Origin of the sequence: Streptomyces sp. NPDC048516, from assembly GCF_043199875.1 — a bacterium.
Lineage (GTDB): Bacteria > Actinomycetota > Actinomycetes > Streptomycetales > Streptomycetaceae > Streptomyces.
Window position 1 is genome coordinate 737933 of the sequence record NZ_JBICWS010000002.1, and the last position, 25169, is coordinate 763101.

Here is a 25169-nt window from a genome sequence, read left to right on the forward strand (position 1 = left end):
GCGAACCGAAGGAGCCGAGCGGCGATGGTGGACGTCTCACAGCTGGTGGAGCAGGCACGGCAGGGCCGGCCGAGGGCCGTGGCCCGGCTGATCTCCCTCGTGGAGGGGGCGTCACCTCAGCTGCGTGAGGTGATGGCGGCCCTGGCCCCGCTCACCGGCAACGCCTATGTGGTCGGGCTGACCGGCTCGCCCGGCGTCGGCAAGTCCACCACCACCTCGGCGCTGGTGACGGCGTACCGCAAGACGGGCAAACGGGTCGGCGTCCTTGCCGTGGACCCGTCCTCGCCGTTCTCCGGGGGCGCGCTGCTCGGCGACCGGGTACGGATGAGCGAGCACGCCTCGGACCCCGGCGTCTACATCCGTTCGATGGCCACCCGCGGCCATCTGGGCGGCCTGGCGTGGGCCGCGCCACAGGCGATCCGGGTCCTGGACGCGGCGGGCTGCGACGTGGTCCTCGTCGAGACGGTCGGCGTCGGCCAGTCCGAGGTGGAAATCGCCTCGCAGGCCGACACGAGCGTGGTGCTGCTCGCGCCCGGAATGGGCGACGGCATCCAGGCGGCCAAGGCCGGAATCCTGGAGATCGGCGACGTCTACGTCGTCAACAAGGCGGACCGGGACGGCGCCGACGCCACGGCCCGCGAGCTCAACCACATGCTGGGGCTGGGCGAATCCCGTGTGCCCGGCGACTGGCGGCCGCCGATCGTCAAGACGGTCGCGGCGCGGGGCGAGGGTGTCGACGAGGTCGTCGAGGCGCTGGAGAAGCACCGGGCCTGGATGGAGGAGCGCGGCGTCCTGGCCGAGCGGCGCCGCTCCCGGGCGGCGCACGAGGTCGAGACGATCGCGGTCACGGCGCTGCGGGAGCGGATCGGTGACCTGCGGGGGGACCGGCGCCTGGATGCGTTGGCGGAGCGGATCGTTTCCGGTCAGACGGATCCGTATCGGGCGGCGGACGAGTTGGTCGACGGGCTGACGAACGGGGACTGAGGCCGGCGCTCTCGTTCGTCTGCGGGTGCGCTGCGGCGGGTCGCGCAGTTCCCCGCGCCCCTTCGGGGCAACGCGCACCAGGCCCGAGCAGCGAAGCGACCACGCGCCCGGCCCAGCCACCGGCAAGGCGCCGGTGGTCCAGCCGCGCAGCGACCGCGTGTCAGGGCTGAGCCTCGAACGACCGCGGCGCCACGACAACGGCCCCCGCCCACAACAGGGTGGGCGAGGGCCGGGGTGAGCGGGGCGGGTCTCAGTCGTCCGCGCCGTCGTCGTTGTCGTCGTCGTCCGTGTCATGCGCCGGAACGGCGCTCAGCTTGCCGGACTGCGGGTCGACCAGGAGCTTGTGCTCCTTGCCGTCCTTGGTGATCGTCTCGACCTCCCAGACGGCCTTGCCCCGGTGGTCGTCGTCCAGCTCGACGGAGGTCACCTTGCCGTGCGAGGCGGCGCTACGGGCGGCGCCCGCGGCGTCGGTCCCGGCGTTCTTGGCGGCGGCGCGCTCCTGGGCGTCGTCGTCATCGTCCTGGTCGATGTGCTGGTTCAGCACCCGCGCGTTGCCCGCGTCGAGGGTGATCTCGTGCCACTTGCCGTCCTTGCCCAGCACATCCGTGTCCCAGACCAGGCCGGGGCGGTCCGCGTCCAGGTCGAGGCCGGTCACGGTGCCGGGGACGGCCTTCAGCGCGGCGGCCGCGGCGTCCGGTGCGCTCACCTTGGCGGCCTTGGCCTCGCGGATCCCCTCCTGGCCGTTCGCGTCGTCTTCCTGCATCGGGATGCTGGAGCGGCCGTCCTGCACCTGGGCCGTGCCCGAGGCCTGCGAACCCGCGTGCTGGGCGACCGTCCGGGCCGGGAGCTGCCCGCCGGAGGCGGCGTTCGCCGAGCCGGCGCCGTTGCCCACCGCGACGGCGGTGACCGTACCGCCCGCGACGAGTGCGGCGGCCGCGGCGGTGGCGATGATCAGATGGCGCTTCATGTGTGTTCTCCCCTTGCGATCGGCTGTGTCCACACACTCGCCGAACGAAGCTGAAGGAGACCTGAAGGTGCCTGAAGGGGGCTTCAGGAAAGGGATGGCAGGGTGTGCGCATGCACCCGCCTGTCACCCGCCACCGTCCGCCCGGAGGCGCGCGCCGCCCGTTCCGTCTTCTGATCGTGGAGGACGAGAAGCGGCTGGCCCTGTCGCTGGCCAAGGGCCTGATGGCCGAGGGGTACGCGGTGGACGTGGTGCACGACGGCCGGGAGGGGCTGCGCCGGGCGACGGAGGACGGCTATGACCTGGTCGTGCTCGACATCATGCTGCCGGGGATGAACGGCTACCGCGTGTGCGGGGCGCTGCGGGCCGCAGGCCACGACGTGCCGGTGCTGATGCTGACGGCCAAGGACGGCGAGTACGACGAGGCCGAGGGGCTGGACACCGGGGCCGACGACTATCTGACCAAGCCGTTCTCGTATGTCGTGCTGGTGGCGCGGGTGAAGGCGCTGCTGCGCCGGCACGGCCGCAGTGCGCTGCCGGTGCTGCGGGTGGGGTCGCTGACCATCGACCAGGGCGCGCAGCGGGTGGAGCGGGACGGCGGAGAAGTGGCGCTGACGACGAAGGAGTTCGCGGTGCTGGAGCAGCTGGCGCTGCGGGCGGGCGAGGTGGTCTCCAAGGCGGAGATCCTGGAGCACGTCTGGGACTTCGCCTACGAGGGCGACGTCAACATCATCGAGGTGTATGTGAGCGCACTGCGGCGCAAGCTCGGTGCCGGGCACATCGTGACGGTGCGCGGCGCCGGATACCGGCTGGTGGCGGGTGAGTAGGGTGCTGGGCTCCGTACGTTCCAGGGCGGCGGCCGGCGCGACCGTGGTGGTGGCCCTGGCGCTGATCGCGGCGGGGACGGCCGTGCTGCTGGTGCTGCGCGGCAATCTGCAGGACCAGGCCGGGCTGCAGGCCGAGGTCGCGGCGCGGGAGGTGGCCGCGCAGATCGCGACGGGCACGGCGTACGACAAGCTGAAGCTGCGCGATGGTGAGGACCGTCCGGTGGTGGTCGCCGATGACGACGGACGGGTGCTGGCGGCCGGCGAGGACGTGCGGGCCATCGACGGGAAACCGGTGGGCGGCGCGCAGCAGAAGCAGGGCACCGGGAGCGTCGGGCCGGGTACGCCGGGGGAGGACGACGACGATGACGACGACCGGAGCGGGCTCGAACCCGGTGAGGTCGATCGGGACGTCGACTACCGGGACGGGACCGCGAACGTCGACGGAAAGGCGGCCGACTACCGGTTCGCGGGGATCGAGGCCAAGGACACCCGTGGCGAGGAGGCGACGGTGCGGGCAGGGGCGGCGCTGGCGCCGGAGCGGGAGGCCGTGGGCTCGGTGCGCGACGCCATGCTGATCGGGCTGCCGCTGCTGCTCGTGGTGGTGGCGGGGGTGACCTGGCTGGTGACCCGGCGGGCGCTGCGGCCGGTGGAGGGGATCCGCGGGGAGATGGCCGCGATCACGGCGAGTACGGATCTGAGCCGCCGGGTGCCGGTGCCGTCGTCGCAGGACGAGGTCGGCCGGCTGGCGCGGACGACCAACGAGACGCTGGCGGCGCTGGAGTCGTCCGTGGAGCGGCAGCGGCGGTTCGTCGCGGACGCCTCGCACGAGCTGCGCAGCCCGATCGCGAGCCTGCGGACCCAGCTCGAAGTGGGGGTGGCGCATCCGGAGTTGCTGGATGTGCCGGGCGCGGTGGAGGACACCGTGCGGCTGCAGCGGCTGGCGGCGGATCTGCTGTTGCTGGCGCGCCTGGATGCGGGGGAGCGGCCTGCGGACGCCCGGGTCGATCTGGCGGCGATGGTGCGCGAGGAGAGCTCGCAGCGGGTCGCGGACCGGGTCCCGGTGCGCGCCGGGGAGCTGGCGGGCGCGGAAGTGGCCGGGTCGCGCAGTCAGCTGGCGCGGGTGCTGGGGAACCTGCTCGACAACGCGCAGCGGCACGCCGTCGGGTCCGTGCGGGTGGCCGTGGTGCGCGAGGGGGAGTGGGTGGTGCTGCGGGTCGAGGACGACGGGCCCGGGGTGCCGGAAGGCGAGCGGGAGCGGATCTTCGAGCGGTTCGTACGGCTCGATGACGCGCGGGCGCGGGATGACGGCGGGGCCGGTCTGGGGCTGGCCATCGCGCGGGACGTGGCGGTGCGGCACGGCGGCTCGCTGGGCGTGCGCACGGGGTCGGTGTTCGAACTGCGGCTGCCGGTGGCCGGCTGATCCGGCGGGCCTGCCCGGGCCGCCTGGCCCCGGCCCGGTCAAGGGGCCGAGGCCGGCCGGTCAGAGGCCGCCGCGCTCCTTGCGGAGGTGTTCGGCGACGGGGTGGAGGGAGGTGCGGAGCGCCTGCAGGTCCTCGGCGGCGAACAGGTCGATGAAGTGCTTGCGGACCGAGGCGACATGGTGCGGGGCGACCCGGCGCATGGTGTCCCAGCCTTCGTCGGTGAGCACGGCGTAGAGGCCACGGCGGTCCGACTCGCAGCTCTCGCGGCGCACCAGGCCGGCGTTCTCCATCCGGGTGATCTGGTGCGAGAGACGGCTCTTGGACTGCAGCGTGCTGGCTGCCAGGTCGCTCATCCGAAGGCGTCGGTCCTCTGCCTCGGAGAGGTTGACCAGGATCTCGTAGTCGTTGTTCGTCAGGCCGAACGGCTGCAGATCACGCTCGAGTTGGTGCATCAGCAGTCTGCTGACGTCCAGGTGGGTGCGCCAGGCACACTGCTCCTGGTCGGTCAGCCAGGGGGTGTCACTGTCGGTCGTCATGGAATGATTCTACCCGTAAAAGTTGAATAGTGAATTAATTGCGTGGGGGCGGTGACGTCGGCGGCCGGAGCCGGACGTTGGTCAGACGTTCGAGGTCACCGTCCGCAGAGTATCGCTCACAGCCCGAAGCGGCGTTGGAGGCTCCCGAGGTTGCCGGGGAGCTGGGGCAGTTGTGAGCCACTTTGCGGAACGTGTCCGCCCCCGCCCGGAACGCCTGCCTCGGTGGGAACCGCCCCGGTTGCCAGCTCCGGCATCAACTGCTCGGTGGACTGCAGCAGGACCGTCCCGGCGCCGGCGAACTCGAACTGGTGCTCCTCGCCGGACGCTCCGCCGATGCCGGTGTGCGCCCGCAGTCCGCCCAGGAATCCCCGCAGGTACTGGTGGTCGTAGTGGTGGCACGGGGAGGGGCAGTCGGCCCAGCCGACGAGCGCCTGCGGGTCGACCCGGATCGGCGGTTCCATGAAGACCACCGGGCCGTTGGAAGCGGCCACGAACTTGCCGGTCCCGATAAGGGTGAGAAAGCCCGGGATGATCGATTGCTTCAGCGCGAGAGATGGCTGAAATGCGAGCAGATTGCCGGAGCGAATCGTCAGGTTGCCGTCCTCCAGGTCGAAGGAATTCACGTCGAATGCACGGTCCGCGAGCAGCATCTTTCCGCGGCCCTCGGCGACGACCCAGTCCGCGGCGTGCAGTGGCGAATGAAAACTTCCGGCGATCAGGCGGTCCAGGCGGCCATGTCCGATGCCGTGGAAGTCGATCTGCCCGTAGTAGGCGATCATCTTCCCCTTCTGCAGGAACCACTGGCCGTTCAGGTCGACGCTGAAGGCGTAGGCGTTGACGTTGTCGTCGGCGGGGAGCGACGAGACGTCGTGGACGACGGGACCGGTCACAGCTTTTCCTCCGACGCCTGGACGTAGACGGTGCCCTGGCCCGACAGCTCCAGCTGGAAGGCCTCGCCCGAGCCGCGGCCGACCATGTCGCGCCAGCCGAGCGCCGTGGACAGTTTGTTGCGGACGTCGCCGCGGTGGGCGACATAGGCCTGCGGGTCGACATGGACCGGGCGCTGGGGCGTGATCGGCAGTTCGATGACGCCGCCGTGCGCCATCACCGCGGCCGAGCCGACGCCCTTGAGGGTCGTGGTGAACAGCCCCTGGCCGGTGACCTGGCCGCGCACCATGCCCATCACGCCGCCCTGTGAGCCCATGAACATCGTGCCCTGCTGGAGCGAGCCGTCGAAGGCCAGCAGCCGGTCGGCCTCGACGTACAGCGTCTCGCCGGTCAGGTCGACGACATGGACGTGATGACCGCCGTGGCCGAACATGACGGTCCCCGTGCCTTCCACGGTCATCAGGGGGGTGGCCTCGCCGGCGATCCGGCGGCCGATCATGGAGCCGACGCCGCCCTGGCCGCCCTGGAGGTTCGGGGTGAACGCGACCTCGCCGCGGTAGGCGAGCATCGCGCCGCGCTGGCTGAACATCCGCTGGCCCGGCCCGATCCTGGCCTCCACCATGCGGGAGTTGAGCACCGTGAACGGCATCAGACCTCACCTCCCACGGTGTTGCGCTCGCTGGGCTGTACGTAGACCAGGCCCTCGCCCTCGAAGCGGATCTGGAAGGACTCGCCGGAGCCCTCCCCGAGGACGGTGCGGAAGTTCACCCCGGTCTGGAAGTGCTGCTTGAGGTCGCCGGTGTGGGCGACATAGGCGCCCGGGTCGACCTGGAGGGGGTACTGCTTGGTGACCCGCAGCACCACCGCGGGGCCGTGGGAGGTGATCGCCGCCTGGCCGCTGCCCTCGACGGTGGTGGTGAACAGGCCGTTGCCCTGGGAGGCGCCGCGCAGGCCGGTGAAGGTCGTGCCCGTCCGCAGCGCGGCGTCCGTGCACAGCAGATTGCCGGCCTCGACGTACAGCTTCTCGCCCTGCAGTTGGACGAGGTTGATCTCGCCGGCGCGGTCGGCGAAGTAGCAGGTGCCGTGGCCCTTCACCTCCATCACGGCCATCTGTTCACCCGTGAGCCGCCGGGTGACCATGCCCCGCAGGCCCTCGCCGCCGCCGGACATCTTCTTGAACGACATCTGGCCTTCGTACGCGACCATCGCACCGTTTTTCGCCTTGACGGCGTCGCCCGTCATGTCGACGGCGAGCACCTTGCTCCCCTGGAGCCGAAACTGAGCCACGGGTCAGACCGTAGTCGGCCGCGGCCGCCCGGGGCAGGTCCTTCGGCCCTGATCCCGCCTGATACCGACCTGAATTCTTGCCGGGGACCGGGCCGGGGGCGCCCCGCACCTCCCCCCCGGCGCGGTGATCGCCGAGGCGGCTGTAACAATGGGGCGAAGCTTGTGAACTCTTGCACAAGCAGTGCCCGCCCGTCGCCCGACCTCCACCCCCAGAAGACGGCGCTGCGCGCCGACCGCCCGCCCGTCGCCCGACCTCCACCCCCAGAAGACGGCGCTGCGCGCCGACCGCCCATCTGCCACCCGAACGAGGTTCCCGTGGACATCAAGACCGCCGCCGCCCTGCACCGACTGCGCCTGGCATCCATCCCGGAGGCGCTTTCCTTCCCGGCGCTGCTGATCTTCGGTACCGGCTTCCGCCTGGCCTTCGACTACGACTCCCTGGTGATGCCGCTCGGTCTGATCCACGGACTGCTGTTCATCACGTATGTGGTGCTGCTGCTGGACGTGTGGAACCGCACCAAGTGGTCCTTCAAGCGCGTCGCCTTCTTCTTCGTGCTGGCGATCCTGCCGTTCGGCGGCCTCTACGGGGACAAGGTGCTCAAGCGCGAGGAAGAGGCCGGTGTGATCGCGGCCCGCGCCCGCAAGGAAGGAGTCCTGAACACATGATCGTCGCCTTCTCCGTGAGCCCGCTGGGCGTCGGCGAGGACGTCGGCGAGTACGTCGCCGACGCGGTCCGGGTCGTCCGCGAGTCGGGGCTGCCGCACCGCACGGACGCGATGTTCACCTCCCTCGAAGGCGAGTGGGACGAGGTCATGGACGTCGTCAAGCGCGCGGTCGCGGCCGTCGAGGCGCGCTGCGGGCGGGTCTCCCTGGTGCTCAAGGCCGATATCCGGCCCGGCGTCACGGACGGACTGACCTCGAAGGTGGAGACCGTGGAGCGCTACCTCGCCGAGGGCGACGCCCGCCGCTCCTGAGCGGTGCCCCCGCGGCACCGGGGGCTGTCCCAGCGGCACCGGGGGCGGTCCCGGCGGCATCCTGAACAGTGCCCACTCGCACCCCGGCCGCCCGGGCCTCACCCGCCCGCAGCCAGGGTGATCCCCAGCGGGGTGCGTTCGTAGCGCACCTGGTGGCCGTGCCGGTGCGAGGTCAGCAGACCGGCGTCGCGCAGCACGGCCAGATGCCCCGAGACGGAGGACGGCGCCAGGCCGAGCCGGTGGGCCAGGGCCGTCGTGGTCGCCGGGGCGTCCAGCGCGGCCAGTACGGCGGCCCGGTTCGCCCCCAGCAGCCGCGCCAGCGCCGGGCGCGTCTCCGGCTCGGTCCACAGCCCGCCGATACCGCGCGCCGGATAGATGACGGTGGGCTGCCAGGGCGGCTGGAATCCGCTGACCACGTCCGGCCATACGAAGACGCTGGGCAGCAACAGCACCCCGCGGCCGTCCAGATCCTGCATCCGGGCGATCTCGGTACGGGTGCGGACGGTGAGCGTGTCGCCCGACCAGGACACCCGCGGATGCAGATCGGCGAACAGCCGCTGCAGCCCGCCGCCCGCCAACTGGTGCGAGCGGTAGGCGATCTCGGCCTCCAGCAGCGCCCGCAGCCGGGGCCAGTCCGCGGCGACCAGCGTCCGCCAGGCCCGCTCGGTGACCCCGGCCAGCTCCTGCACGGCGCCCGCCGGATCCGCCAGCACCGCCCGGCCGCGCTCCGACTTTGCGGCACCCGGCGTGCACGCCAGCGACGCGGCCATCTCGGCGCGGGCCAGGGCGGGGTCGGTGGCGCGCAACCGGGCCAGCTCCTCGTCGAAGCCGGTCATCGGGGAGGCCGGCGGGCGGCCCAGGAAGTCCGGTGTGTAGCCCGAGGACGGCATGAACAGCCACAGCGGTGCCAGGTCCAGGCCGGCCAGCTTCTCGCGCATCCGGCGCAGCCACGGCGTGTGATAGCCGTGCCGGTCGGCGTGGCGCAGGGTCCGTACGGCCTCATGGGTCTCGCACAGCGGTGAGACGGCGAACCGGATGCGGAGCAGATCGTCGGCGCCGAAGTGCAGGTTCACCGGCACGGCCGTGGACACTCCCTTGGGCCCGGGATTCGGCTGGAGCCGAAAGAATACGGGGCGGGAGCGGGGTCCGGCAGGCTGCGGCCATGCCCTCCCCCTCCGGGCCCGCGCCGTCGGGCCGTCCTTGCGCCTGCCCTGAAGAGGGCGCTGCCACCGGTGTCGGACCGTCCGTCGGCGAGGTCCGCGCCGACGGCTACCGCGCCGTGTTCGCCGTCCCGGAGTTCCGGTTCGTCTTCGCCGCGCATCTGCTGTCCTCGCTCGGCGTGGTCGTCTGCGAGATCGCGTTGTCCGTCCTCGTCTTCCGGCTCACCGCGTCGCCGCTGATGAGCGCCCTGACCTTTGCGCTGGGGCTGCTGCCGTACGTGCTCGGCGGGACGCTGCTGTCCGCCGTCGCCGACCGGTATCCGGCCCGGCGGGTGCTGGTCGTCTGCGATGTGCTGTGTGCGCTGGCGGCGGCAGGAATGGTGCTGCCGGGCACGCCGGTGGCTGCCTTGCTGGTGCTGCGTTGTGTGATCGCGGCCATCGCGCCGGTCTTCGCCGGGGCCCGGGCCGCGACGCTGGGGGAGATCCTCGGCGGGGGAGAGCTGTTCGTACTGGGGCGCTCGGTGATCCGCATCGTGAACCAGAGCGCACAGCTCGCCGGATTCGGGGCGGGGGGCCTGCTGCTCGCCGTGGTGTCCCCGGCGGTGGTGCTCGCGCTCACCGTCGGTGCGTTCCTCGGCTCGGCGCTGCTGCTGCGGCTGGGGACCCTGGCGCGGCCGGCGCGCGACGGGGCACGGGGCGAGGGGCGCGGTGCGCTGCTGGGGGCCTCGCTGGGCGGGGTCCGGCGGCTGCTGGCCGACCGCCGGGTGCGGGCGCTGCTGCTGCTGACCTGGCTGCCGCCGGCGTTCGTCAGCGTCCCCGAGGCGCTGCTGATCCCCTACGCCGGCGGGCTGGGCGTCGGCCCTGCTGGCATGGGGCTGCTGATGTGCAGCATGCCCGTGGGGGCGGTGGTCGCCGAGAGTCTGGTGGGCTCGTTCCTCGGCCCGCGGGCCCGTACCCGGCTGACGTTCCCCATGGGCGTCTTCGCCGTGCTGCCCTCTCTCGGGTTCGCCGCGCAGCCCTCGCTCGGCTGGGCGGTGCTGCTGCTCGTGCTGACCGGTACCGGGATCTCGTACAACTTCGGTGTCGACCGCTGGTTCGTCGCCGCGGTCCCCGGAGAGCTGCTGGGGCAGGCGATGACGGTGATGCAGGCGGGCCGGATGACGGTCATGGGGTCGGCGATGGGGCTGGCCGGCGCCGCCGCGGAGTACGCACCGCTGCGGGTCGTGATGCCGGCCGCCGGGGTGGTGGGAGCAGTCTGTGCACTCGCGGTGATCCGGGAGGTGCGGCGTACGGCGCCGGGGCGGCCGGCGGGAGCGGCCGGGGCGGGCGCGGGAGCGGTGCGGGGCCCGGCCGGACCGCTCCCCGATACCGAAAACTGAGACACGGCTGACCGCCATTTGAGCGCCGGGTAGGGTCACAAGCGTGCCGAAGCCGCTCAGCCTTGCTTTCGATCCCATCGCGCGCGCCGACGAACTGTGGCAGCAGCGATGGGGCGCCGTGCCCTCGATGGCCGCCATCACCTCGATCATGCGCGCCCATCAGATCCTGCTGGCCGAGGTGGACGCGGTCGTCAAACCGTACGGGCTGACCTTCGCCCGTTACGAAGCGCTGGTGCTGCTGACCTTCTCCAAGGCCGGCGAGCTGCCGATGTCCAAGATCGGCGAGCGGCTGATGGTGCATCCGACCTCGGTGACCAACACCGTCGACCGGCTGGTGAAGTCCGGTCTCGTGGCCAAGCGGCCGAACCCTAACGACGGGCGGGGCACGCTCGCCACCATCACGGACAAGGGCCGCGAGGTGTGCGACGCGGCGACCCGCGATCTGATGGCGATGGACTTCGGGCTCGGGACGTACGACGCCGAGGAGTGCGGGGAGATCTTCGCGATGCTGCGCCCGCTGCGGGTGGCGGCGGAGGACTTCCAGGACTAGGGGGCTGCCCTGTTCCAGGCCCTGGTGGCGGGCTCCGCCGCCCTGCCCGGCGGGCCCGGTGCGCGCAGGGGGGCGGCGAAGATCGCCCCGGAACGGGCCGTTACGCTCGGGGCATGAAGCGAAGCGTCCTGACCCGTTACCGGGCGATGGCCTACATCACCGCCGTGATGCTGCTGGTGCTCTGCACGTGCATGGTTTTCAAGTACGGCTTCGGGATGGGTAAGGACCTCACCCTCGTCGTCTCGCAGATCCACGGCGTGCTCTACATCATCTACCTGGTGTTCGCCTTCGACCTGGGCTCCAAGGCCAAGTGGAAGTTCGGCAAGCTGCTGTGGGTGCTGATCGCGGGCACCATCCCTACCGCCGCCTTCTTCGTGGAGCGCCAGGTGGTGCGGGAGGTCGAGCCGCTGATCGCCGATGACGCTCCGGAGCCGGTGAAGGCCTGACCGCAGCCGGCTGACGGCCTGACCGTCCCGGCCCGCCCCGGCGCAGTCCGGCGGCACCTCTGCTGACCTGCTCATACGCGCCTGTTCCGGTATCGGACGGGCGCGTTTGCGCTGTCCGGAGTCCGTTACGGAAGGTGACCTCGGTGGCGCGAGGGACAACTCGTGACGCTCTCCCGTCGACAAGTACTAGGACGTCCAAGTAAATTCGGGGGTATGGACGCTGACGCGATCGATGAGGGCCGCCGCCGCTGGCAGGCTCGGTACGACTCCGCCCGGAAGCGGGACGCGGACTTCACCACGCTCTCGGGTGATCCCGTCGAGCCGGCGTACGGGCCCCGGCCCGGGGACTCGGTCGAGGGGTTCGAGCGGATCGGCTGGCCGGGCGAGTACCCCTTCACGCGGGGGCTGTACCCGACCGGCTACCGCGGGCGGACCTGGACGATCCGCCAGTTCGCCGGTTTCGGCAATGCCGAGCAGACCAACGAGCGCTACAAGATGATCCTCAAGGCGGGCGGCGGCGGCCTCTCCGTCGCCTTCGACATGCCCACCCTCATGGGCCGGGACTCCGACGACCCGCGCTCGCTGGGCGAGGTCGGCCACTGCGGCGTCGCCATCGACTCGGCGTCCGACATGGAGGTCCTGTTCAAGGACATCCCGCTGGGTGACGTCACGACGTCCATGACGATCAGCGGGCCCGCCGTCCCGGTCTTCTGTATGTACCTGGTGGCCGCCGAGCGGCAGGGCATCGACCCGGGCGTCCTGAACGGCACCCTGCAGACGGACATCTTCAAGGAGTACATCGCACAGAAGGAATGGCTCTTCCAGCCCGAGCCGCATCTGCGCCTGATCGGTGACCTGATGGAGCACTGTGCGCGCGGCATCCCCGCGTACAAGCCGCTCTCGGTCTCCGGCTACCACATCCGCGAGGCGGGCGCGACGGCCGCGCAGGAGCTGGCGTACACACTCGCCGACGGCTTCGGCTACGTGGAACTCGGCCTCTCCCGCGGCCTGGACGTCAACACCTTCGCGCCCGGCCTGTCCTTCTTCTTCGACGCGCATCTCGACTTCTTCGAGGAGATCGCCAAGTTCCGCGCCGCGCGCCGGATCTGGGCCCGCTGGATGCGGGACGTCTACGGCGCGACGAGCGAGAAGGCGCAGTGGCTGCGCTTCCACACCCAGACCGCCGGTGTCTCGCTGACCGCTCAGCAGCCGTACAACAACGTCGTACGGACCGCCGTCGAGGCATTGGCGGCCGTGCTCGGCGGCACCAACTCGCTGCACACCAACGCGCTGGACGAGACCCTGGCGCTGCCCAGTGAGCAGGCCGCCGAGATCGCGCTGCGCACCCAGCAGGTGCTGATGGAGGAGACCGGCGTCGCCAACGTGGCGGACCCGCTCGGCGGCTCGTGGTTCATCGAGTCGCTGACCGACCGGATCGAGGCGGACGCCGAGAAGATCTTCGAGCAGATCAAGGAGCGCGGCAGGCGGGCGGTCCCGAACGGCGAGCACCCGATCGGCCCGATGACCTCCGGCATCCTGCGCGGCATCGAGGACGGCTGGTTCACCGGCGAGATCGCCGAGTCCGCATTCCGATATCAGCAGGCGCTGGAGAAGGGCGACAAGAAGGTCGTCGGCGTCAACTGCCACCACGGCTCGGTCACCGGCGACCTGGAGATCCTGCGGGTCAGCCACGAGGTGGAGCGCGAGCAGGTGCGGGTGCTCGCGGCCCGCAAGGAGGCCCGTGACGACGCCCGGGTCCAGGCCTCGCTGAAGGCGATGCTGGAAGCCGCCCGGACCGGCGGCAACATGATCGAGCCGATGCTGGAGGCCGTACGGGCCGAGGCGACGCTCGGCGAGATCTGCGGCGTGCTGCGGGACGAGTGGGGCGTGTATACGGAGCCGGCCGGATTCTGAGGCCAGGTCAGGCCAGGAGGCCAGGAGGGACGTCCCCTCCCCCCGGGCGCGGGGCGGCAGGCATGGGCCTGCTGCCCCGTACGGCTGCCGGGCCACGAACGACGGCGGTCGTTGAGCGCGGTTCCCGCCCGCCGGGCCACGGAGCGCCGCCCGACTCGCCGGGGGCCGTACGGCGTCGTCAGCCCGCGGCGGGAAGCGACTGGTAGCGGCTGCCCGCGAAGTGCCGCAGTGCGGTATCGAGGCCGTCCAGGCGGGTGCTCGTCTCGTTCTTCGCGGGGGAGACGACCGTGCACTTCAGCACGCCCTTCCCGGCGTGGAGCGGGGAGGGGACCCGGGTGTCCGTTCCTTCTGCGAGGGCCGCCGTCAGGGCGATCCTGCGCCTGTTCCGCTTTCCGGTGAGCGTGACGGAGGAAATGTCCAGCCAGGGCACCGTGACCGTGTGCGGGCCGTGCCGCACATAGAGCCCGTCCGCTCCGACCCGCAGTGTCCTGGGGCGGAGGAGTGGCAGCGAAACCGTCACCCCGTAGAGCAGATGCAGCAGCATGAGGAAGAACGTCAACACGAACGCGGCCCCTTGCCCGTGGACCATCACTCCGGCCAAGTCCAGGAAGCCGGCGATCGTCGACGCCGAAACGGCCGGCCATAGCAAGCGGCGCAAGACCGCCGCGAGGCCCCATTTCTCCACGGTGAACGCGGGGAGGGCGGCCGGTGGTTCAGCAACCGGCCGATGCCCGCGCGGTGCCGCCTCGGGCGGCTCGGCTGCGACTGTCGGGCTCGCAGGCTGCGGTCCGGTGGCCGCCAGGGCATCCGCGTCGGAAACGGTCTCCGCCACGGGCCTCGGCGCGATGCGCGGGTCGGGGACCGTCGCCGGCGGTACGCCCGCGAGGCGTGCGAGGAGCGCGTCGGCGGTGGGACGGCCCTCCGGAGACTTGTGCAGACAGTCCTGCACCAGCCCCCGCAGCCCGTCCGGCACGGCGCTGAGATCGGGTGTCTCGTACACCACCCGGAACAACAGCGCGTGGGAGGCCCCGTCACCGAAGGGGCCTGCGCCAGTGACCGCGTAGACGAGCAGGGAGCCGAGCGAGAAGACATCCGAGGGCGGTCCCACCGGCTGCCCCAGTGCCTGCTCCGGCGACATGAAGCCAGGGGTGCCCAGGACGGTCCCGGCCTTGGTCAGATCGGTACCGCCGGTGGTCTCCAGGGCCTTGGAGATGCCGAAGTCGATGACCCTCGGACCGTCGTCGACGAGCAGGACATTGGAGGGCTTGAGGTCGCGGTGGACCAGGCCGCCTCGGTGGAACGAGGCGATGGCCTCGGCCAGTCCCGCGCCGAGCCTGCGCACCTCGGACTCGTCCAGGGGGCCCTGCTGGATGACGTGTGCGTCGAGGGAGGGGCCTTCGACGTACTGGCTTGCGATCCACGGCATGGTGGCGTCCGGGTCCGCGTCGACGACCGGCGCGGTCCAGAAGCCGCCCGCCCGCATCGCGAGCTTGGCCTCGCGCCGGAACCTGTCGCGAAAACCGGGCGTGGCCGCCAGATCCTCCCGTACGAGCTTCACGGCAACCCGCCGTCCCGTCACGGATTCTCCGACGAACACCCGGCCCATCCCGCCCGAGCCCAGACGTCCCAGCAGCTGATACGGCCCGGCGGCCCGTGGGTCCGCAGCTTCCAACGGCTCCATCAAGCTCCCCATCCACCGCACCCGGATTTTCCGAGGTCTCACCCTAGGGGGTGCTACCCGATCACCGAGTCGTGGGTCCGTCCGTGAGGGACGGGGAGATTTCTGACGTGGCCCGGGCGGTGATCGTGCCGCTGCTGCCGCCTGCGGGACGGACTCGTGGCCGATGGCGGGATCATCGCCAGGTGCTCCAAGACATCGTGGTGAAGTTCCGCACAGGTCTGCCCTGGAGCGACCTGCGCGAACGGTTCGGCCCCTGGCGGACCGTCCATGGACGCTTCGCCCGCTGGGTGGCCAAGACACTGCCTAGGCCGCCGGTGCCGGCAGTCGTAGCCGGAACAGAGCCCCGCCTCCCGGCGCCCGCTCGGCGGTGAGTTCGGCGCCGTGGGCGCGGGCGATCTGGCGGGCCATGGCCAGGCCCAGGCCGGAGCCGGGCAGGGCGCGGGCCGCCTCGGCGCGGTAGAAGCGGTCGAAGACATGGGGGAGGTCGCCCTCCGTGATGCCGGGGCCGTGGTCGCGGATCGCCAGGTTCAACTCCCCTGCGGTGAGGGTGAGTTCGCATTCCACCGGGCCGCCCGGCGGGGAGAACTTCGCGGCGTTGTCGAGGAGGTTGGACAACAGCCGGGACAGCCGGGGCGGCACGCCGGGGATCGCGACTCCGGCCGCGGCGGGGGCGATGGCGGCGGTGAAGGTGATCTCCGGCCAGTGTTCGCGGGCCACGCCCACCGCGTGCTCCAGGAGCGCGGCCGGCCGCACCTGCTCCACCAGGGGTTGCGGCTCCTCGTCGCGGGCCAGCTCGATCAGGTCGTTGACGAGTGTGGTGACCTCGCGCAGCTGGCGGCCCAGCGCGGCCGAGGCGCGGTCGCGCTGGGCGTCGGTCAGCCGGTCGGCACGGGCCAGGAGTTCGGCGTTGGTGCGCAGCGCCGTCAGCGGGGTGCGCAGTTCGTGGGAGGCGTCGGCGACCAGGCGGCGCTGCGCGGTGACGGACTGTTCGAGCTCCCCGAGCATGGTGTTGAAGCTGGTGGCCAGGCGGGTGACCTCGTCCTCCCGGGCGGGCGGGCCCGGGGGGAGTTCGATGCGGTGGCGGGCGTCGCGGGTGGCGGCGATGCGTTCCGCGGTGGCGGTGAGCCGGGCGACCGGGGCCAGGCCCGTACGGGACACCCAGTAGCCGAGCGCGGCGGCCAGCAGGACGCCGGCGGCACCGACCGCGGCCAGCGCCCAGGCGGCCTGTTCCACACCCCGGTCGACGGTGTCGGAGCGCTGGGCGACCTGCATCGCCTCGTCCTTGTCCGCCAGGCGTGTGGTGAGCATCAGGACCGGCCGGCCGGCGACGGTCTGCCGTTCGTAGAACGCCGCCCGCCGGCCGTCGGCGACCTGGCGGGTGGCCTCGGAGACGTGCAGTACATACGGCCGGCGCGGGTCCTTGGCGGGGTCGGAGGGCACGATCTGGACGCAGGGCGAGGCCGGGTACTGGCAGAGGGTGTCACTGGGCATAGGGCCCCAGTCGTGGCGGTCCCGGATCATCTGGGTGACCGTCTGGGTCAGGGTCAGTTTCAGCTGACGGGTCATCTGGTAGTCGAGGATGACGAACGCGGCCGCGCAGACGCCGACCGCCACCAGCGCCACCGCGGCGGTGGCGGCCAGCGCCAGCCGGGTGCGCAGCGGGCGGCGGCGGCGCCAGCGGGCCCCCAGGCCGCGGTTGCCGGTCATGCGCCCTCCGCGTGGTCCAGGCGGTACCCCACGCCGTGCACGGTGTGGACGAGGCGGGGCTCGCCGCCCGCCTCCAGCTTGCGGCGCAGGTAACCGATGTAGACGGCCAGGGAGTTGGAGTCGGGTCCGAAGTCACGGCCCCACACGCGCTCCAGGATCACCTCGCGCGGCAGCACCTGCCGGGGGTGCAGCAACAGCAGCTCCAGCAGCGCCCATTCGGTGCGGCTGAACTCCAGGGGACGGCCGGCCCGGTGGCCGGTGCGGGTCAGGGGGTCGACGACCAGATCGTCGAAGGAGAGCCGGGAGTCCTCGGCGGCCGTGGTGGAGGCCCGGCGCAGCAGGGCCCGGACGCGGGCCACCAACTCGTCCAGGGCGAACGGTTTGACGAGGTAGTCATCGGCGCCGGCGTCGAGCCCGTCGACCCGTTCGCTGACGGAGTCCAGGGCGGTCAGGACGAGGATCGGGGTGCGGTCGTCCAGCGCGCGCAGCCGGCGGCAGACGGCCAGGCCGTCCAGGACGGGCATCATCACGTCCAGTACGAGGACGTCCGGCTGCCAGCCGGCGACCTCGGAGAGGGCGGCCAGGCCGTCGGCGGCGCCCCGTACCGTATAGCCCTCCACGGCGAGGCCGTCCTCGACGGCGGCACGCACCTCCGGTTGGTCGTCGACGACGAGGATCTTGGGGGCTGGGGTGTTCCCGGGCGTGGGCGGCATGGACATAGGCTGCCAAACACCTCTCTTAGAAGCTTCTTAGGGCGTATCGCGAGCGTGGCGGCCATGCGCACACCACTCTCCGTCGTGATCGGTGCGGGCGGCACCGGCGGCCACATCTATCCGGGACTCGCTCTCGCCGACGCGCTGTGCCGGGCCGTGCCCGATGCGGTGATCTCCTTCGTCGGGACCGAACGCGGCCTGGAGACAGAGCTGATCCCCCGGGCCGGATACCGGCTGCACACCGTCGACATGATCCCCTTCGACCCCTCGCTCGGCGCCCGACGCTATCTGCTGCCGGCCGCACTGCTGCGCTCGGGTGCCCAGTGCCGGGCCCTCCTCAAGGAACAGAAAGCCCAGGTCGCTGTCGGCATGGGCGGCTACCCCAGCGCCCCGGTGATCGTCGGGGCCAAGATGGCCGGGCTGCCGAGCCTGGTCCATGAGTCCAACGCGGTGCCCGGCCGGGCCAACAAGTTCGCGGCCCGGCTCACCCCGCACATCGCCCTCGCCTTCGACCGCAGCCGCGCGCACCTGGCCGGCGGCGAGCGGGCTGAGACGGTGGGGATGCCCCTGGTGGGCCCGCTGGCCGAGCTGGACCGGGCGGGACTGCGGCCCACCGCCCGCCGGGCCCTGGGCATACCGGACGGCGCCCGGCTGCTGCTGGTCAACGGCGGGAGCCTGGGGGCGGCCCGGCTGACCGAGGCCGCGGTGGGCCTGGCCGGCCGCTACCGGACGCGCAGCGACCTGCGGCTGCTGATCAAGACCGGGCCCGCGGCCCTGGAGCAGACCCGGGCCCTCCTGGCGGCGAACGGCGGGGACGCGGTCGCCGAGGCCGTGCCGTACCTGGACCGGATGGATCTGGCGTACGCCGCCGCCGATCTCGTGGTGTGCCGGGCCGGTTCGGCGACGGTCGCGGAGCTGGCCACCATCGGGATGCCGGCCGTTCTCGTGCCGTATCCGCATGCGCCCGGCGACCACCAGACCCATAACGCCCGGGTGCTCTCGGACGCCGGGGCGGCGCTGCTGCTGCCCGATCCGCAGACCACGGCGGAGCGGTTGGACGCGCTGGTCACCCCGCTTCTCGACGATCCGGCCCGGCTCGCCGCGATGGGCGCGGCCGCCGACCCGGGCACCCATGCGCAGGCCGCCGGCCTGCTGGCCGACAAGGTGCTGGCGCTCGCCGGTCACCCGCAGGTCCACCACCACCCCACGATGAAGGAGTCAGCATGAACAGCAGCACGCAGCAGTGGACGGGCCGCCGGGTCCTGGTCACCGGGGCCGAGGGGTTCATCGGCTCGACCCTGGTCGACATGCTGGTGGAGGCCGGCGCCGAGGTGCGCGCGTTCGTCCACTACAAGCCCTACGCCGAAAAGGGAAATCTGGCGCGCTATCTGGTGCCGGGCGGCCCGGTCGAGATGGTCGCGGGCGATGTGCGGGACGCGGGCCGGGTGATGGACGCCGTCGAGGGCTGCGACACGGTCTTCCATCTGGCCGCGCTGATCGGGATTCCGTACAGCTACGACTCGCCCGGCGCGTATGTGCAGACGAACGTGGTCGGGACGGAGAACGTCGCGGAGGCCTGCCGTCGGCACGCGGTGCGGCGGCTGGTGCATACCTCCACCAGTGAGGTCTACGGGACCGCGCTGACCGCGCCGATCGGCGAGGAGCACCCGCTGCAGCCGCAGTCGCCGTACTCCGCCTCGAAGATCGGCGCGGACATGATGGCGCTGTCGCACCGGCACGCCTTCGAGCTGCCGGTGACGGTGGTGCGGCCGTTCAACACCTATGGCCCCCGGCAGTCCGCGCGCGCCGTGATCCCCACGATCCTGGCCCAACTCCATGCGGGCGCCCGGCAGATCAAGCTGGGCTCGCTCACCCCGACCCGCGACTTCACCTATGTCACCGACACCGCGGCCGGCTTCCTGGCGCTGGCCGACTGCGACCGGGCGCTGGGCGAGGTCGTCAACCTCGGCACCGGGCGGGAGATCGCCATCGGGGCGCTCGCCGAGGCGCTGATAGCGGCCTCCGGCCGACAGGCCGAGGTGGTGGTGGACCCCGCGCGGCTGCGGCCGGCCGGCAGTGAGGTCGAGCGGCTGCTGTCGGACAACTCCCGGGCGCGCGAGTGGGCTTCGTGGCGGCCGGAGGTCACGCTGGAGCAGGGGCTGAAGCAGACCTCGGAGTGGGTGGCACAGAACCTGCACCTGTTCGCCGCGGACCGCTACCAGGTCTGATCCGCCTGCCGGTTTTGACCTGCGCCGCGGTGGGGCACCTCGGTGCCGCGCCGCGGCCGTCCCCCGTCCGCCGGGCTCAGCCCCGGTCGTCCAGAGCGAAGAGCCCGGTGAGGAAGAGCGCCGTGAAGTCGCGTCCCCACGCGGCATCCACGGGCTCCCCGCTGACCAGGGTGCGGTGCACGATCGCCCCGGCGATCACATCGAAGATCAGGTCCATGTTGCGGCTGGCGGCCCGCTCGCCGTCCGCACCGGGGGTGTCCGGGGGAAGTTCGCCGCGGGCCTGGGCGCGTGAGCGGCCGAGCAGAACCAGCCGCTTCTGGCGGTCGACGATCGCCGAGCGGATCCGTTCGCGCAGCGCCTCGTCGGCGGTGGACTCCGCGACCACGGCCATCAGCGCCGTCTTGGTCTCCGGCCGCGCGAGCAGCGCCCCGAACTGCAGCACCACGCCCTCGATATCGGATTGCAAAGAGCCCCGGTCGGGGAGTTCGAGCTCGTCGAAGAGGACCGCCACGGCGTCCACGACGAGCTCGTTCTTGTTGGCCCAGCGGCGGTAGAGCGTCGTCTTGGCGACGCCGGCCCGGGCCGCCACATCGCTCATGGTCAGCCGCCCCCAGCCCAGATCGACGAGTGCGGTCCGGGTCGCGTGCAGGATCGCGAGATCGGTCTCGGCGCTGCGCGGGCGGCCCGTACGGCCCTTCCGGGAACTGGCGGAGTGGTGCATGCGGGCGACCATACCGGGCAGTACGGGAGATGCCGCCCGTGAGGCAGATCACCCCTCACGGGGCCGGACCCGGTGGTGATGCGGGGCCGACGGCGAGTTACGCTACGGGTCGTAGCGTAAGAGTGACAGCCACTGGCCATGGGTGGGGACCCATGGCCGCGCACGACGGTCCTCCTCGGGACCGCACAACGGTCCTCCTCGGGACCGCACAACGGCCCTCCTCGGGGCCACCACGGGCAGCGACCCCGGACGTACGCCGGCATTCCGGCGGGGCGTACGGACGGGTTGCGGTGCCCGGTGCCCGGTCCGGCGGCGGTACCGGACCGGCACTCCGCAGCTCCGCCGCACGACCGATCGCATCGCAGACCGCAGCGCTTTCCGGATCGCTTTCCGGAACAGCCCGCCCAGGGGGGAGGATGGACCCATGCAGCCACGCAATATGTCCATGAGTGGAGTCGTCGACCTCGCAGCGGTGAAGTCGGCGGGGGAAGCGAAGCAGAAGGCGGAGCAGGCACGTGCCGAGGCCGCCCGTACGGGCCAGGCACCCGCGAGCGGTGCCCGCCTGGTGTTCGATGTCGACGAGGCGGGGTTCCAGCAGGACGTCCTGCAGCGCTCGACCGAGGTCCCGGTCGTCATTGACTTCTGGGCCGAGTGGTGCGAGCCGTGCAAGCAGCTGGGACCGCTGCTGGAGCGCCTTGCGGGGGAGTACGCCGGCAAGTTCGTGCTGGCCAAGATCGACGTCGATGCCAACCAGATGCTGTTCCAGCAGTTCGGGGTGCAGGGCATCCCGGCGGTCTTCGCGGTCGTCGCGGGGCAGCCGATCCCGCTCTTCCAGGGCGCGGCCCCGGAGTCGCAGATCCGCCAGGTGCTCGACCAGCTGGTGCAGGCCGCCGAGCAGCAGTTCGGCATCGTGGGCGCGCCCGTCGACCCGCAGGCCGCGGGGGAGGCGGAGCAGGAGGCCGAGGCCCCGGCGCCGGCCGGTCCCTACGACGCACTGCTGGAGGCCGCGAACCAGGCGCTGGACTCCGGCGATCTGGGCGGTGCCGTCCAGGCGTACAAGAACGTGCTCAACGACGACCCGGCCAACCCGGAGGCCAAGCTCGGCCTGGCGCAGGCCGAACTCCTTCGCCGGGTGCAGGACCTCGACCCGCAGGCGGTGCGCAAGGAGGCCGCGGAGAACCCGGCCGATGTGCCGGCGCAGATCCGCGCCGCGGACCTGGACCTGGTCGGCGGGCATGTCGAGGACGCGTTCGGCCGGCTGGTCGACGCGGTGAAGCGGTCGGCGGGTGACGACCGGGAGGCCGCGCGACTGCGGCTGCTGGAGCTGTTCGAGGTCATCGGCGCCGAGGATCCGCGGGTGACGGCGGCGCGTACGGCGCTCGCCCGGGTGCTGTTCTGACCGCTGTCTTCGCAGTCGCCCGCTTCTGACCAGTACGACCTCCGCGAGTTGCCCGAACAAACGACACAGCGGCCACGTTTTACCAAAACTTGGTAATCGTGGCCGCTGTTACTTCAAGTAAGTCTGAGCGGCCCCCTTGCGGCACTGTGTCCGTAATTGCCCAATGTCCCCTCACCGTTAGTGGCGACGGTATGTGTCCACGTGATTTCGGTGGGTCGTGGCAGGGTTATCGGGCCGTTACCCGCAAGTAACGAGCCCCTTGTGCCGCGGCCCCGAATGGACCACGATCGGCCACGCTCGGTCCATTCCCGCAGCCCGGCATCCGGTCGGTGCCGCGGGGTACTTGGGTCCCCACCGAGTGGTCGGCGGCAGGTGCCGCCGGCGGTGGACAGGGGGGTCTCTGCCCCACCCGGCAGGGCCTGTCCAGGAGGTTGCGCGAGAGCGTGGCCAGTGGTTGTCGCTCGGGGGTGATCGCCGGTATTCGGAAACACGATGTGCCTCCGAGACAGGCGCTCTCCTTCCCGAGGACGTAGCACTTCTCCCATCCCAGGCACGGCTGTCCCAACGGGGGCGGACCGTACCGGAGATGTACGTCCGAGAAGGAGGAAAGTCATGGAGTCCCTGGCTCGTGGCGGGACCAGATGGAAGCGGTTCGCCGTCGTCATGGTGCCGAGCGTCGCGGCGACCGCCGCGATCGGTGTCGCCCTCTCGCAGGGTGCGCTCGCGGCATCGTTCAGCGTGTCCGGTCAGCAGTTCAAGGTCGCTACCGACCGGCTGGACGGCACCGGATTTGTGCAGTACGGAGCCATTGACGCCCAGAAGGGCGGCAAGCAGGTCCCGGTGGCGGTCTCGGGGTTCTCGAACGCCAAGATCAAGAACCTGTGCCAGTCGGTAGTCGTGCCGGTGCCGGTCTTCGGCGATGTGTCGATGAAGCTGTCGGCAGGTGGCGGTGACACGCCCGTCGAGGCGAAGAACCTCTACATCGACCTCGATCAGCTGTCCGCGGACGCGACCTTCAACAACATCGACATCGGTGTTGCTGCGGGCTCGACGACCAAGGGCCCGGGGATGCACAAGGGCGACAAGGCCGACCCGGGCTCGTTCGCCCAGCAGGCCGACTCGGCCACGCTGACCCACGTCAGGCAGCAGGCATGGGCCACGACGGCCGGAACGTTCAAGCTCAGCGGCCTGAAGATGAGCGTCGCCAAGGGCAAGAGCGAGTGCTACTGACGCACTGAGCGTGCGGGCGCGGGGCGAGCTGTGCGGCGTTCGCCGTTCCCCGTGCCCGTACGCCGGGTAGCGCCCAGTAGGACACCTCAGCACAGAACCACCGATTTGCCAGTCCCGAGGAGCTGTACGACATGAGCGCCGACACGCGACCACGGCTGATCGAGACCATCGGCCGGAAGCGGCTTTCGTTCCGGGAGTGGCGCGGACACCGCCCGTTCTGGGGCGGCATGCTGACTCTGCTGGCCGGCATCCCGATCATGTACATCCCTTACGCGAATCTCACGATCGGTTCCCTGACCGTCCGCATGGCGACCACCGCCGGCGCCGGCTCGCTGATCATCGGCGTACTGCTGGTCGTGCTCGGCCTGACCATGTGGTTCCAGCCCGCTTCGCGCGTCTTTGCGGGTGTGGCGGCGATCCTGCTCTCTCTTGTCTCCCTGGTCGTCTCGAACTTCGGTGCCTTCCTGATCGGCTTCCTCCTGGGGCTGATCGGCGGTGCGCTGGGAGTCTCCTGGGCGCCGGGCAAGGCCGAGCGGAGCGGGGGCGACGCCGAGGAGCCGGCCCGCAAGACGGTCGCCGGACCGGTGGTCGCCACGCACCCCGCGCCGGCCGCCGGTTCCGGGTTGGGCAATGGACTGGACGACCTGTCAGGAACGAGCCCGACCAACGGAACGAACGGGAGGCACCGTGCCGGGTGACGAGCTGCACGAGAGCGCAGCTGCCGGGGCGAGAACCGGGCCGAGGCACGCGGCGCCGAGGAAGCCGCTGCTGACTCGGCTCCACGTGCCCGCGGGCAAGGCGATAGCCATTGCCGCCATGCCGTCCGCCGTGCTCATGGGCATGGGGCTGACGCCCCAGATGGCGATAGCCAAGCCGGCGCCCAAGAGCCCCTTCAAGGACGGCCCGTGCGTCACCGCCCCGGACAAGGTGGATGACAAGGACGCGGCGTCCAAGGACGGTGCGGCGGACAAGAAGGACGACGCACAGGGCAAGGGCGACGCTCAGGGCAAGGACGGCACCAAGCCGTCCGGCGAGCCCTCCGCCTCGCCCTCGGCCGGCAAGGACGCCGGCAAGGCGACCGAGCCCGCGCCGTCCGGTTCCTCGAAGACCGATGAGCCTTCGGGCTCCGCGACCCCGTCGCCGTCGTCCTCCGAGGAGGAGAAGGACGACAAGGGGCTGCTGGGCGGCATCGGTGATGCGCTCGGCGGTCTCTTCGGGGACAAGTCGAAGGACTCCTCGGCTTCGCCGAGTCCTTCGGCCTCCGAGCCGGCCTCGCCGAGCCCTTCGCCGTCCGCGTCCAAGGACTCCGGCTCCGCCACCGACAAGGTCACCAAGCCGGTCACGGATACGGTCGACGGCCTCAAGGACGGCGCCGGCAAGGCCGGGGACGCCGTCAAGAACGGGTCGAAGACGGTCAACGACACCGTCCACGGCGCGGTGGGCACGGCGGACAACGCCCTGCCCGGCGGCGGCCTGGACGGCAAGGACGCCAGCGGCAAGAAGTCCTTCCCCTGCGTCGTCGAGAACAAGCAGAAGGGCAAGGCCGAGCAGACGCCCGCCACCCTGCCCGACGACCCCTGGCACCTGGAGTCCAGCGCGCTCACCCTGCGCGGCCTGAACTACGAGGGCGTCGTCAATGTCCAGACCCAGAACGGCCACACCAAGCAGGCCCTGAAGTTCACCGCCGACAGCGTCGACATCGGCGATCTGCACCAGATCGTCGACGACCCGACGTCCGGCAAGCACTACCACGTCCAGGGCGCACCGGGCTCGACGTCCACGATCCGCGGCGGCAAGGTGACGATGTACACCGAGCGGCTGCAGGGCAACCTCTTCGGTCTGATCCCGATCGTCTTCGACCCCGAGCACCCGCCGCCGATCAACGTCCCGTTCGCCTACTTCACCAAGGTGAAGATCGACCAGGCGGGCCAGTTCGGCGGCAACCTCCACATCCCGGGTCTGCACCAGTCGATCACGGACTGAGGATCACCGGCGCGGGCCGGGGATCACCGACCCTTACGGGAGCCGCAGAAAACGGCGGTGGGGCGGGCCCCGCCGGGGGGGGGCCCCCCCCCGGGGGGGGGGCGGGGGGGGGGGGGGGGGGCCCCCCCCCGGGGGGGGCCCCCCCCCCCGGGGGGGGGGGGCGGGCCCCCCGGGGGC

At 71.6% G+C, this 25169-nt stretch carries 26 protein-coding genes; 16 read left to right on the forward strand and 10 right to left on the reverse strand.

Annotated elements, in window-relative coordinates; translation table 11 throughout:
* The first annotated feature begins 24 nt into the window (after positions 1-24).
* Positions 25-984, forward strand: a complete 960-nt coding sequence (gene meaB, locus ACGFR7_RS07145; protein WP_393314076.1) for a methylmalonyl Co-A mutase-associated GTPase MeaB — start codon at positions 25-27, stop codon at positions 982-984.
* A 250-nt stretch (positions 985-1234) separates the two neighbouring features.
* Here meaB and ACGFR7_RS07150 read toward each other — a convergent pair whose 3' ends face one another.
* On the reverse strand, positions 1235-1951 hold the full coding sequence (locus tag ACGFR7_RS07150) for a PepSY domain-containing protein (protein ID WP_393314079.1): 717 nt from the start codon (positions 1949-1951) through the stop codon (positions 1235-1237).
* A gap of 110 nt (positions 1952-2061) precedes the next feature.
* On the opposite strand from ACGFR7_RS07150, the gene ACGFR7_RS07155 reads away from it, so the two are divergent.
* Both ACGFR7_RS07155 and ACGFR7_RS07160 read left to right on the forward strand, forming a co-directional pair.
* The gene (locus ACGFR7_RS07155; RefSeq protein WP_393314081.1) at positions 2062-2775 is read left to right on the forward strand and encodes a response regulator transcription factor; all 714 of its coding nucleotides are present in this window, start codon (positions 2062-2064) and stop codon (positions 2773-2775) included.
* Between the two features lie 4 nt (positions 2776-2779).
* Positions 2780-4195: a sensor histidine kinase gene (locus tag ACGFR7_RS07160; protein WP_393314257.1), complete on the forward strand. Its 1416-nt coding sequence runs from the start codon at positions 2780-2782 to the stop codon at positions 4193-4195.
* A gap of 60 nt (positions 4196-4255) precedes the next feature.
* On the opposite strand, the gene ACGFR7_RS07165 is transcribed toward ACGFR7_RS07160, so the two are convergent.
* The 4 genes from ACGFR7_RS07165 to ACGFR7_RS07180 all read right to left on the reverse strand — a co-directional run bounded on the left by ACGFR7_RS07165 (position 4256) and on the right by ACGFR7_RS07180 (position 6907).
* Positions 4256-4732, reverse strand: coding sequence for a MarR family winged helix-turn-helix transcriptional regulator (locus ACGFR7_RS07165; protein WP_393314083.1), 477 nt, complete (start codon positions 4730-4732; stop codon positions 4256-4258).
* A gap of 116 nt (positions 4733-4848) precedes the next feature.
* Complete coding sequence (locus tag ACGFR7_RS07170) at positions 4849-5622, reverse strand: AIM24 family protein (protein ID WP_393314086.1); 774 nt, start codon at positions 5620-5622, stop codon at positions 4849-4851.
* Entirely contained in the window at positions 5619-6269 is a 651-nt protein-coding gene (locus ACGFR7_RS07175) for an AIM24 family protein (RefSeq protein ID WP_393314089.1), read from the reverse strand. The genes ACGFR7_RS07170 and ACGFR7_RS07175 overlap by 4 nt, the downstream gene beginning before the upstream one ends.
* On the reverse strand, positions 6269-6907 hold the full coding sequence (locus tag ACGFR7_RS07180; RefSeq protein ID WP_393314092.1) for an AIM24 family protein: 639 nt from the start codon (positions 6905-6907) through the stop codon (positions 6269-6271). Before ACGFR7_RS07180 ends, ACGFR7_RS07175 begins: the two co-directional genes overlap by 1 nt.
* Positions 6908-7222: 315 nt before the next feature.
* On the opposite strand from ACGFR7_RS07180, the gene ACGFR7_RS07185 reads away from it, so the two are divergent.
* Together ACGFR7_RS07185 and ACGFR7_RS07190 are read left to right on the forward strand one after the other, a co-directional pair.
* Positions 7223-7573 (forward strand): DUF3817 domain-containing protein, encoded by a 351-nt coding sequence (locus tag ACGFR7_RS07185; RefSeq protein ID WP_350254031.1) that lies wholly within the window; start codon positions 7223-7225, stop codon positions 7571-7573.
* On the forward strand, positions 7570-7881 hold the full coding sequence (locus tag ACGFR7_RS07190) for an MTH1187 family thiamine-binding protein (RefSeq protein WP_088800106.1): 312 nt from the start codon (positions 7570-7572) through the stop codon (positions 7879-7881). The genes ACGFR7_RS07185 and ACGFR7_RS07190 overlap by 4 nt, the downstream gene beginning before the upstream one ends.
* A 98-nt stretch (positions 7882-7979) precedes the next feature.
* Here ACGFR7_RS07190 and ACGFR7_RS07195 read toward each other — a convergent pair whose 3' ends face one another.
* Positions 7980-8960, reverse strand: coding sequence for a DUF5937 family protein (locus ACGFR7_RS07195; RefSeq protein ID WP_393314095.1), 981 nt, complete (start codon positions 8958-8960; stop codon positions 7980-7982).
* A gap of 83 nt (positions 8961-9043) precedes the next feature.
* Between ACGFR7_RS07195 and ACGFR7_RS07200 the strand changes: the two genes are divergently transcribed.
* From ACGFR7_RS07200 to ACGFR7_RS07215, 4 genes are all read left to right on the forward strand, one after another.
* On the forward strand, positions 9044-10420 hold the full coding sequence (locus ACGFR7_RS07200) for an MFS transporter (protein ID WP_393314098.1): 1377 nt from the start codon (positions 9044-9046) through the stop codon (positions 10418-10420).
* A 43-nt stretch (positions 10421-10463) separates the two neighbouring features.
* Positions 10464-10970, forward strand: a complete 507-nt coding sequence (locus ACGFR7_RS07205; RefSeq protein ID WP_393314101.1) for a MarR family winged helix-turn-helix transcriptional regulator — start codon at positions 10464-10466, stop codon at positions 10968-10970.
* 113 nt (positions 10971-11083) lie between these two features.
* Positions 11084-11416, forward strand: coding sequence for a DUF3817 domain-containing protein (locus tag ACGFR7_RS07210; protein WP_088800110.1), 333 nt, complete (start codon positions 11084-11086; stop codon positions 11414-11416).
* Between the two features lie 213 nt (positions 11417-11629).
* The gene (locus ACGFR7_RS07215; RefSeq protein ID WP_393314104.1) at positions 11630-13330 is read left to right on the forward strand and encodes a methylmalonyl-CoA mutase; all 1701 of its coding nucleotides are present in this window, start codon (positions 11630-11632) and stop codon (positions 13328-13330) included.
* A gap of 178 nt (positions 13331-13508) precedes the next feature.
* Here the strand turns inward: ACGFR7_RS07215 and ACGFR7_RS07220 are convergent, their stop codons facing one another.
* Positions 13509-15011, reverse strand: coding sequence for a protein kinase (locus tag ACGFR7_RS07220; RefSeq protein ID WP_393314107.1), 1503 nt, complete (start codon positions 15009-15011; stop codon positions 13509-13511).
* 107 nt (positions 15012-15118) lie between these two features.
* On the opposite strand from ACGFR7_RS07220, the gene ACGFR7_RS07225 reads away from it, so the two are divergent.
* A complete protein-coding gene (locus ACGFR7_RS07225; protein ID WP_393314260.1) occupies positions 15119-15382 on the forward strand; it encodes a transposase in 264 nt (87 codons plus the stop codon).
* Here the strand turns inward: ACGFR7_RS07225 and ACGFR7_RS07230 are convergent.
* Together ACGFR7_RS07230 and ACGFR7_RS07235 are read right to left on the reverse strand one after the other, a co-directional pair.
* The gene (locus ACGFR7_RS07230; RefSeq protein ID WP_393314111.1) at positions 15315-16718 is read right to left on the reverse strand and encodes an ATP-binding protein; all 1404 of its coding nucleotides are present in this window, start codon (positions 16716-16718) and stop codon (positions 15315-15317) included. The genes ACGFR7_RS07225 and ACGFR7_RS07230 overlap by 68 nt on opposite strands.
* Entirely contained in the window at positions 16715-17437 is a 723-nt protein-coding gene (locus ACGFR7_RS07235; RefSeq protein ID WP_393314114.1) for a response regulator transcription factor, read from the reverse strand. The genes ACGFR7_RS07230 and ACGFR7_RS07235 overlap by 4 nt, the downstream gene beginning before the upstream one ends.
* A 57-nt stretch (positions 17438-17494) precedes the next feature.
* On the opposite strand from ACGFR7_RS07235, the gene ACGFR7_RS07240 reads away from it, so the two are divergent.
* Positions 17495-18658 (forward strand): glycosyltransferase, encoded by a 1164-nt coding sequence (locus tag ACGFR7_RS07240; protein ID WP_393314117.1) that lies wholly within the window; start codon positions 17495-17497, stop codon positions 18656-18658.
* On the forward strand, positions 18655-19659 hold the full coding sequence (locus ACGFR7_RS07245; protein ID WP_393314119.1) for a GDP-mannose 4,6-dehydratase: 1005 nt from the start codon (positions 18655-18657) through the stop codon (positions 19657-19659). Before ACGFR7_RS07240 ends, ACGFR7_RS07245 begins: the two co-directional genes overlap by 4 nt.
* A 76-nt stretch (positions 19660-19735) precedes the next feature.
* Here ACGFR7_RS07245 and ACGFR7_RS07250 read toward each other — a convergent pair whose 3' ends face one another.
* The gene (locus ACGFR7_RS07250; RefSeq protein WP_393314122.1) at positions 19736-20380 is read right to left on the reverse strand and encodes a TetR/AcrR family transcriptional regulator; all 645 of its coding nucleotides are present in this window, start codon (positions 20378-20380) and stop codon (positions 19736-19738) included.
* Between the two features lie 424 nt (positions 20381-20804).
* Here ACGFR7_RS07250 and ACGFR7_RS07255 point away from each other — a divergent pair, with 424 nt between their 5' ends.
* The 4 genes from ACGFR7_RS07255 to ACGFR7_RS07270 all read left to right on the forward strand — a co-directional run bounded on the left by ACGFR7_RS07255 (position 20805) and on the right by ACGFR7_RS07270 (position 24992).
* Positions 20805-21779, forward strand: a complete 975-nt coding sequence (locus tag ACGFR7_RS07255) for a tetratricopeptide repeat protein (RefSeq protein ID WP_393314125.1) — start codon at positions 20805-20807, stop codon at positions 21777-21779.
* A gap of 612 nt (positions 21780-22391) precedes the next feature.
* Complete coding sequence (locus tag ACGFR7_RS07260; RefSeq protein ID WP_085922969.1) at positions 22392-23009, forward strand: DUF6230 family protein; 618 nt, start codon at positions 22392-22394, stop codon at positions 23007-23009.
* Positions 23010-23140: 131 nt separating this feature from the next.
* Positions 23141-23707, forward strand: coding sequence for a DUF6114 domain-containing protein (locus ACGFR7_RS07265; protein WP_393314127.1), 567 nt, complete (start codon positions 23141-23143; stop codon positions 23705-23707).
* A gap of 85 nt (positions 23708-23792) precedes the next feature.
* Positions 23793-24992, forward strand: a complete 1200-nt coding sequence (locus tag ACGFR7_RS07270) for a hypothetical protein (RefSeq protein ID WP_393314130.1) — start codon at positions 23793-23795, stop codon at positions 24990-24992.
* The last annotated feature ends 177 nt before the right edge of the window (positions 24993-25169 follow it).

Excerpts from the sequence above, each read along its gene's own strand:
- meaB (WP_393314076.1), top strand. The coding sequence starts at position 25 with ATGGTGGACGTCTCACAGCTGGTGGAGCAGGCACGGCAGGGCCGGCCG.
- ACGFR7_RS07150 (WP_393314079.1), bottom strand. The coding sequence starts at position 1,951 with ATGAAGCGCCATCTGATCATCGCCACCGCCGCGGCCGCCGCACTCGTC.
- ACGFR7_RS07155 (WP_393314081.1), top strand. The coding sequence starts at position 2,062 with ATGCACCCGCCTGTCACCCGCCACCGTCCGCCCGGAGGCGCGCGCCGC.
- ACGFR7_RS07165 (WP_393314083.1), bottom strand. The coding sequence starts at position 4,732 with ATGACGACCGACAGTGACACCCCCTGGCTGACCGACCAGGAGCAGTGT.
- ACGFR7_RS07175 (WP_393314089.1), bottom strand. The coding sequence starts at position 6,269 with ATGCCGTTCACGGTGCTCAACTCCCGCATGGTGGAGGCCAGGATCGGG.
- ACGFR7_RS07190 (WP_088800106.1), top strand. The coding sequence starts at position 7,570 with ATGATCGTCGCCTTCTCCGTGAGCCCGCTGGGCGTCGGCGAGGACGTC.
- ACGFR7_RS07200 (WP_393314098.1), top strand. The coding sequence starts at position 9,044 with ATGCCCTCCCCCTCCGGGCCCGCGCCGTCGGGCCGTCCTTGCGCCTGC.
- ACGFR7_RS07210 (WP_088800110.1), top strand. The coding sequence starts at position 11,084 with ATGAAGCGAAGCGTCCTGACCCGTTACCGGGCGATGGCCTACATCACC.
- ACGFR7_RS07215 (WP_393314104.1), top strand. The coding sequence starts at position 11,630 with ATGGACGCTGACGCGATCGATGAGGGCCGCCGCCGCTGGCAGGCTCGG.
- ACGFR7_RS07220 (WP_393314107.1), bottom strand. The coding sequence starts at position 15,011 with ATGGAGCCGTTGGAAGCTGCGGACCCACGGGCCGCCGGGCCGTATCAG.
- ACGFR7_RS07230 (WP_393314111.1), bottom strand. The coding sequence starts at position 16,718 with ATGACCGGCAACCGCGGCCTGGGGGCCCGCTGGCGCCGCCGCCGCCCG.
- ACGFR7_RS07235 (WP_393314114.1), bottom strand. The coding sequence starts at position 17,437 with ATGTCCATGCCGCCCACGCCCGGGAACACCCCAGCCCCCAAGATCCTC.
- ACGFR7_RS07240 (WP_393314117.1), top strand. The coding sequence starts at position 17,495 with ATGCGCACACCACTCTCCGTCGTGATCGGTGCGGGCGGCACCGGCGGC.
- ACGFR7_RS07245 (WP_393314119.1), top strand. The coding sequence starts at position 18,655 with ATGAACAGCAGCACGCAGCAGTGGACGGGCCGCCGGGTCCTGGTCACC.
- ACGFR7_RS07250 (WP_393314122.1), bottom strand. The coding sequence starts at position 20,380 with ATGCACCACTCCGCCAGTTCCCGGAAGGGCCGTACGGGCCGCCCGCGC.
- ACGFR7_RS07255 (WP_393314125.1), top strand. The coding sequence starts at position 20,805 with ATGCAGCCACGCAATATGTCCATGAGTGGAGTCGTCGACCTCGCAGCG.
- ACGFR7_RS07260 (WP_085922969.1), top strand. The coding sequence starts at position 22,392 with ATGGAGTCCCTGGCTCGTGGCGGGACCAGATGGAAGCGGTTCGCCGTC.
- ACGFR7_RS07265 (WP_393314127.1), top strand. The coding sequence starts at position 23,141 with ATGAGCGCCGACACGCGACCACGGCTGATCGAGACCATCGGCCGGAAG.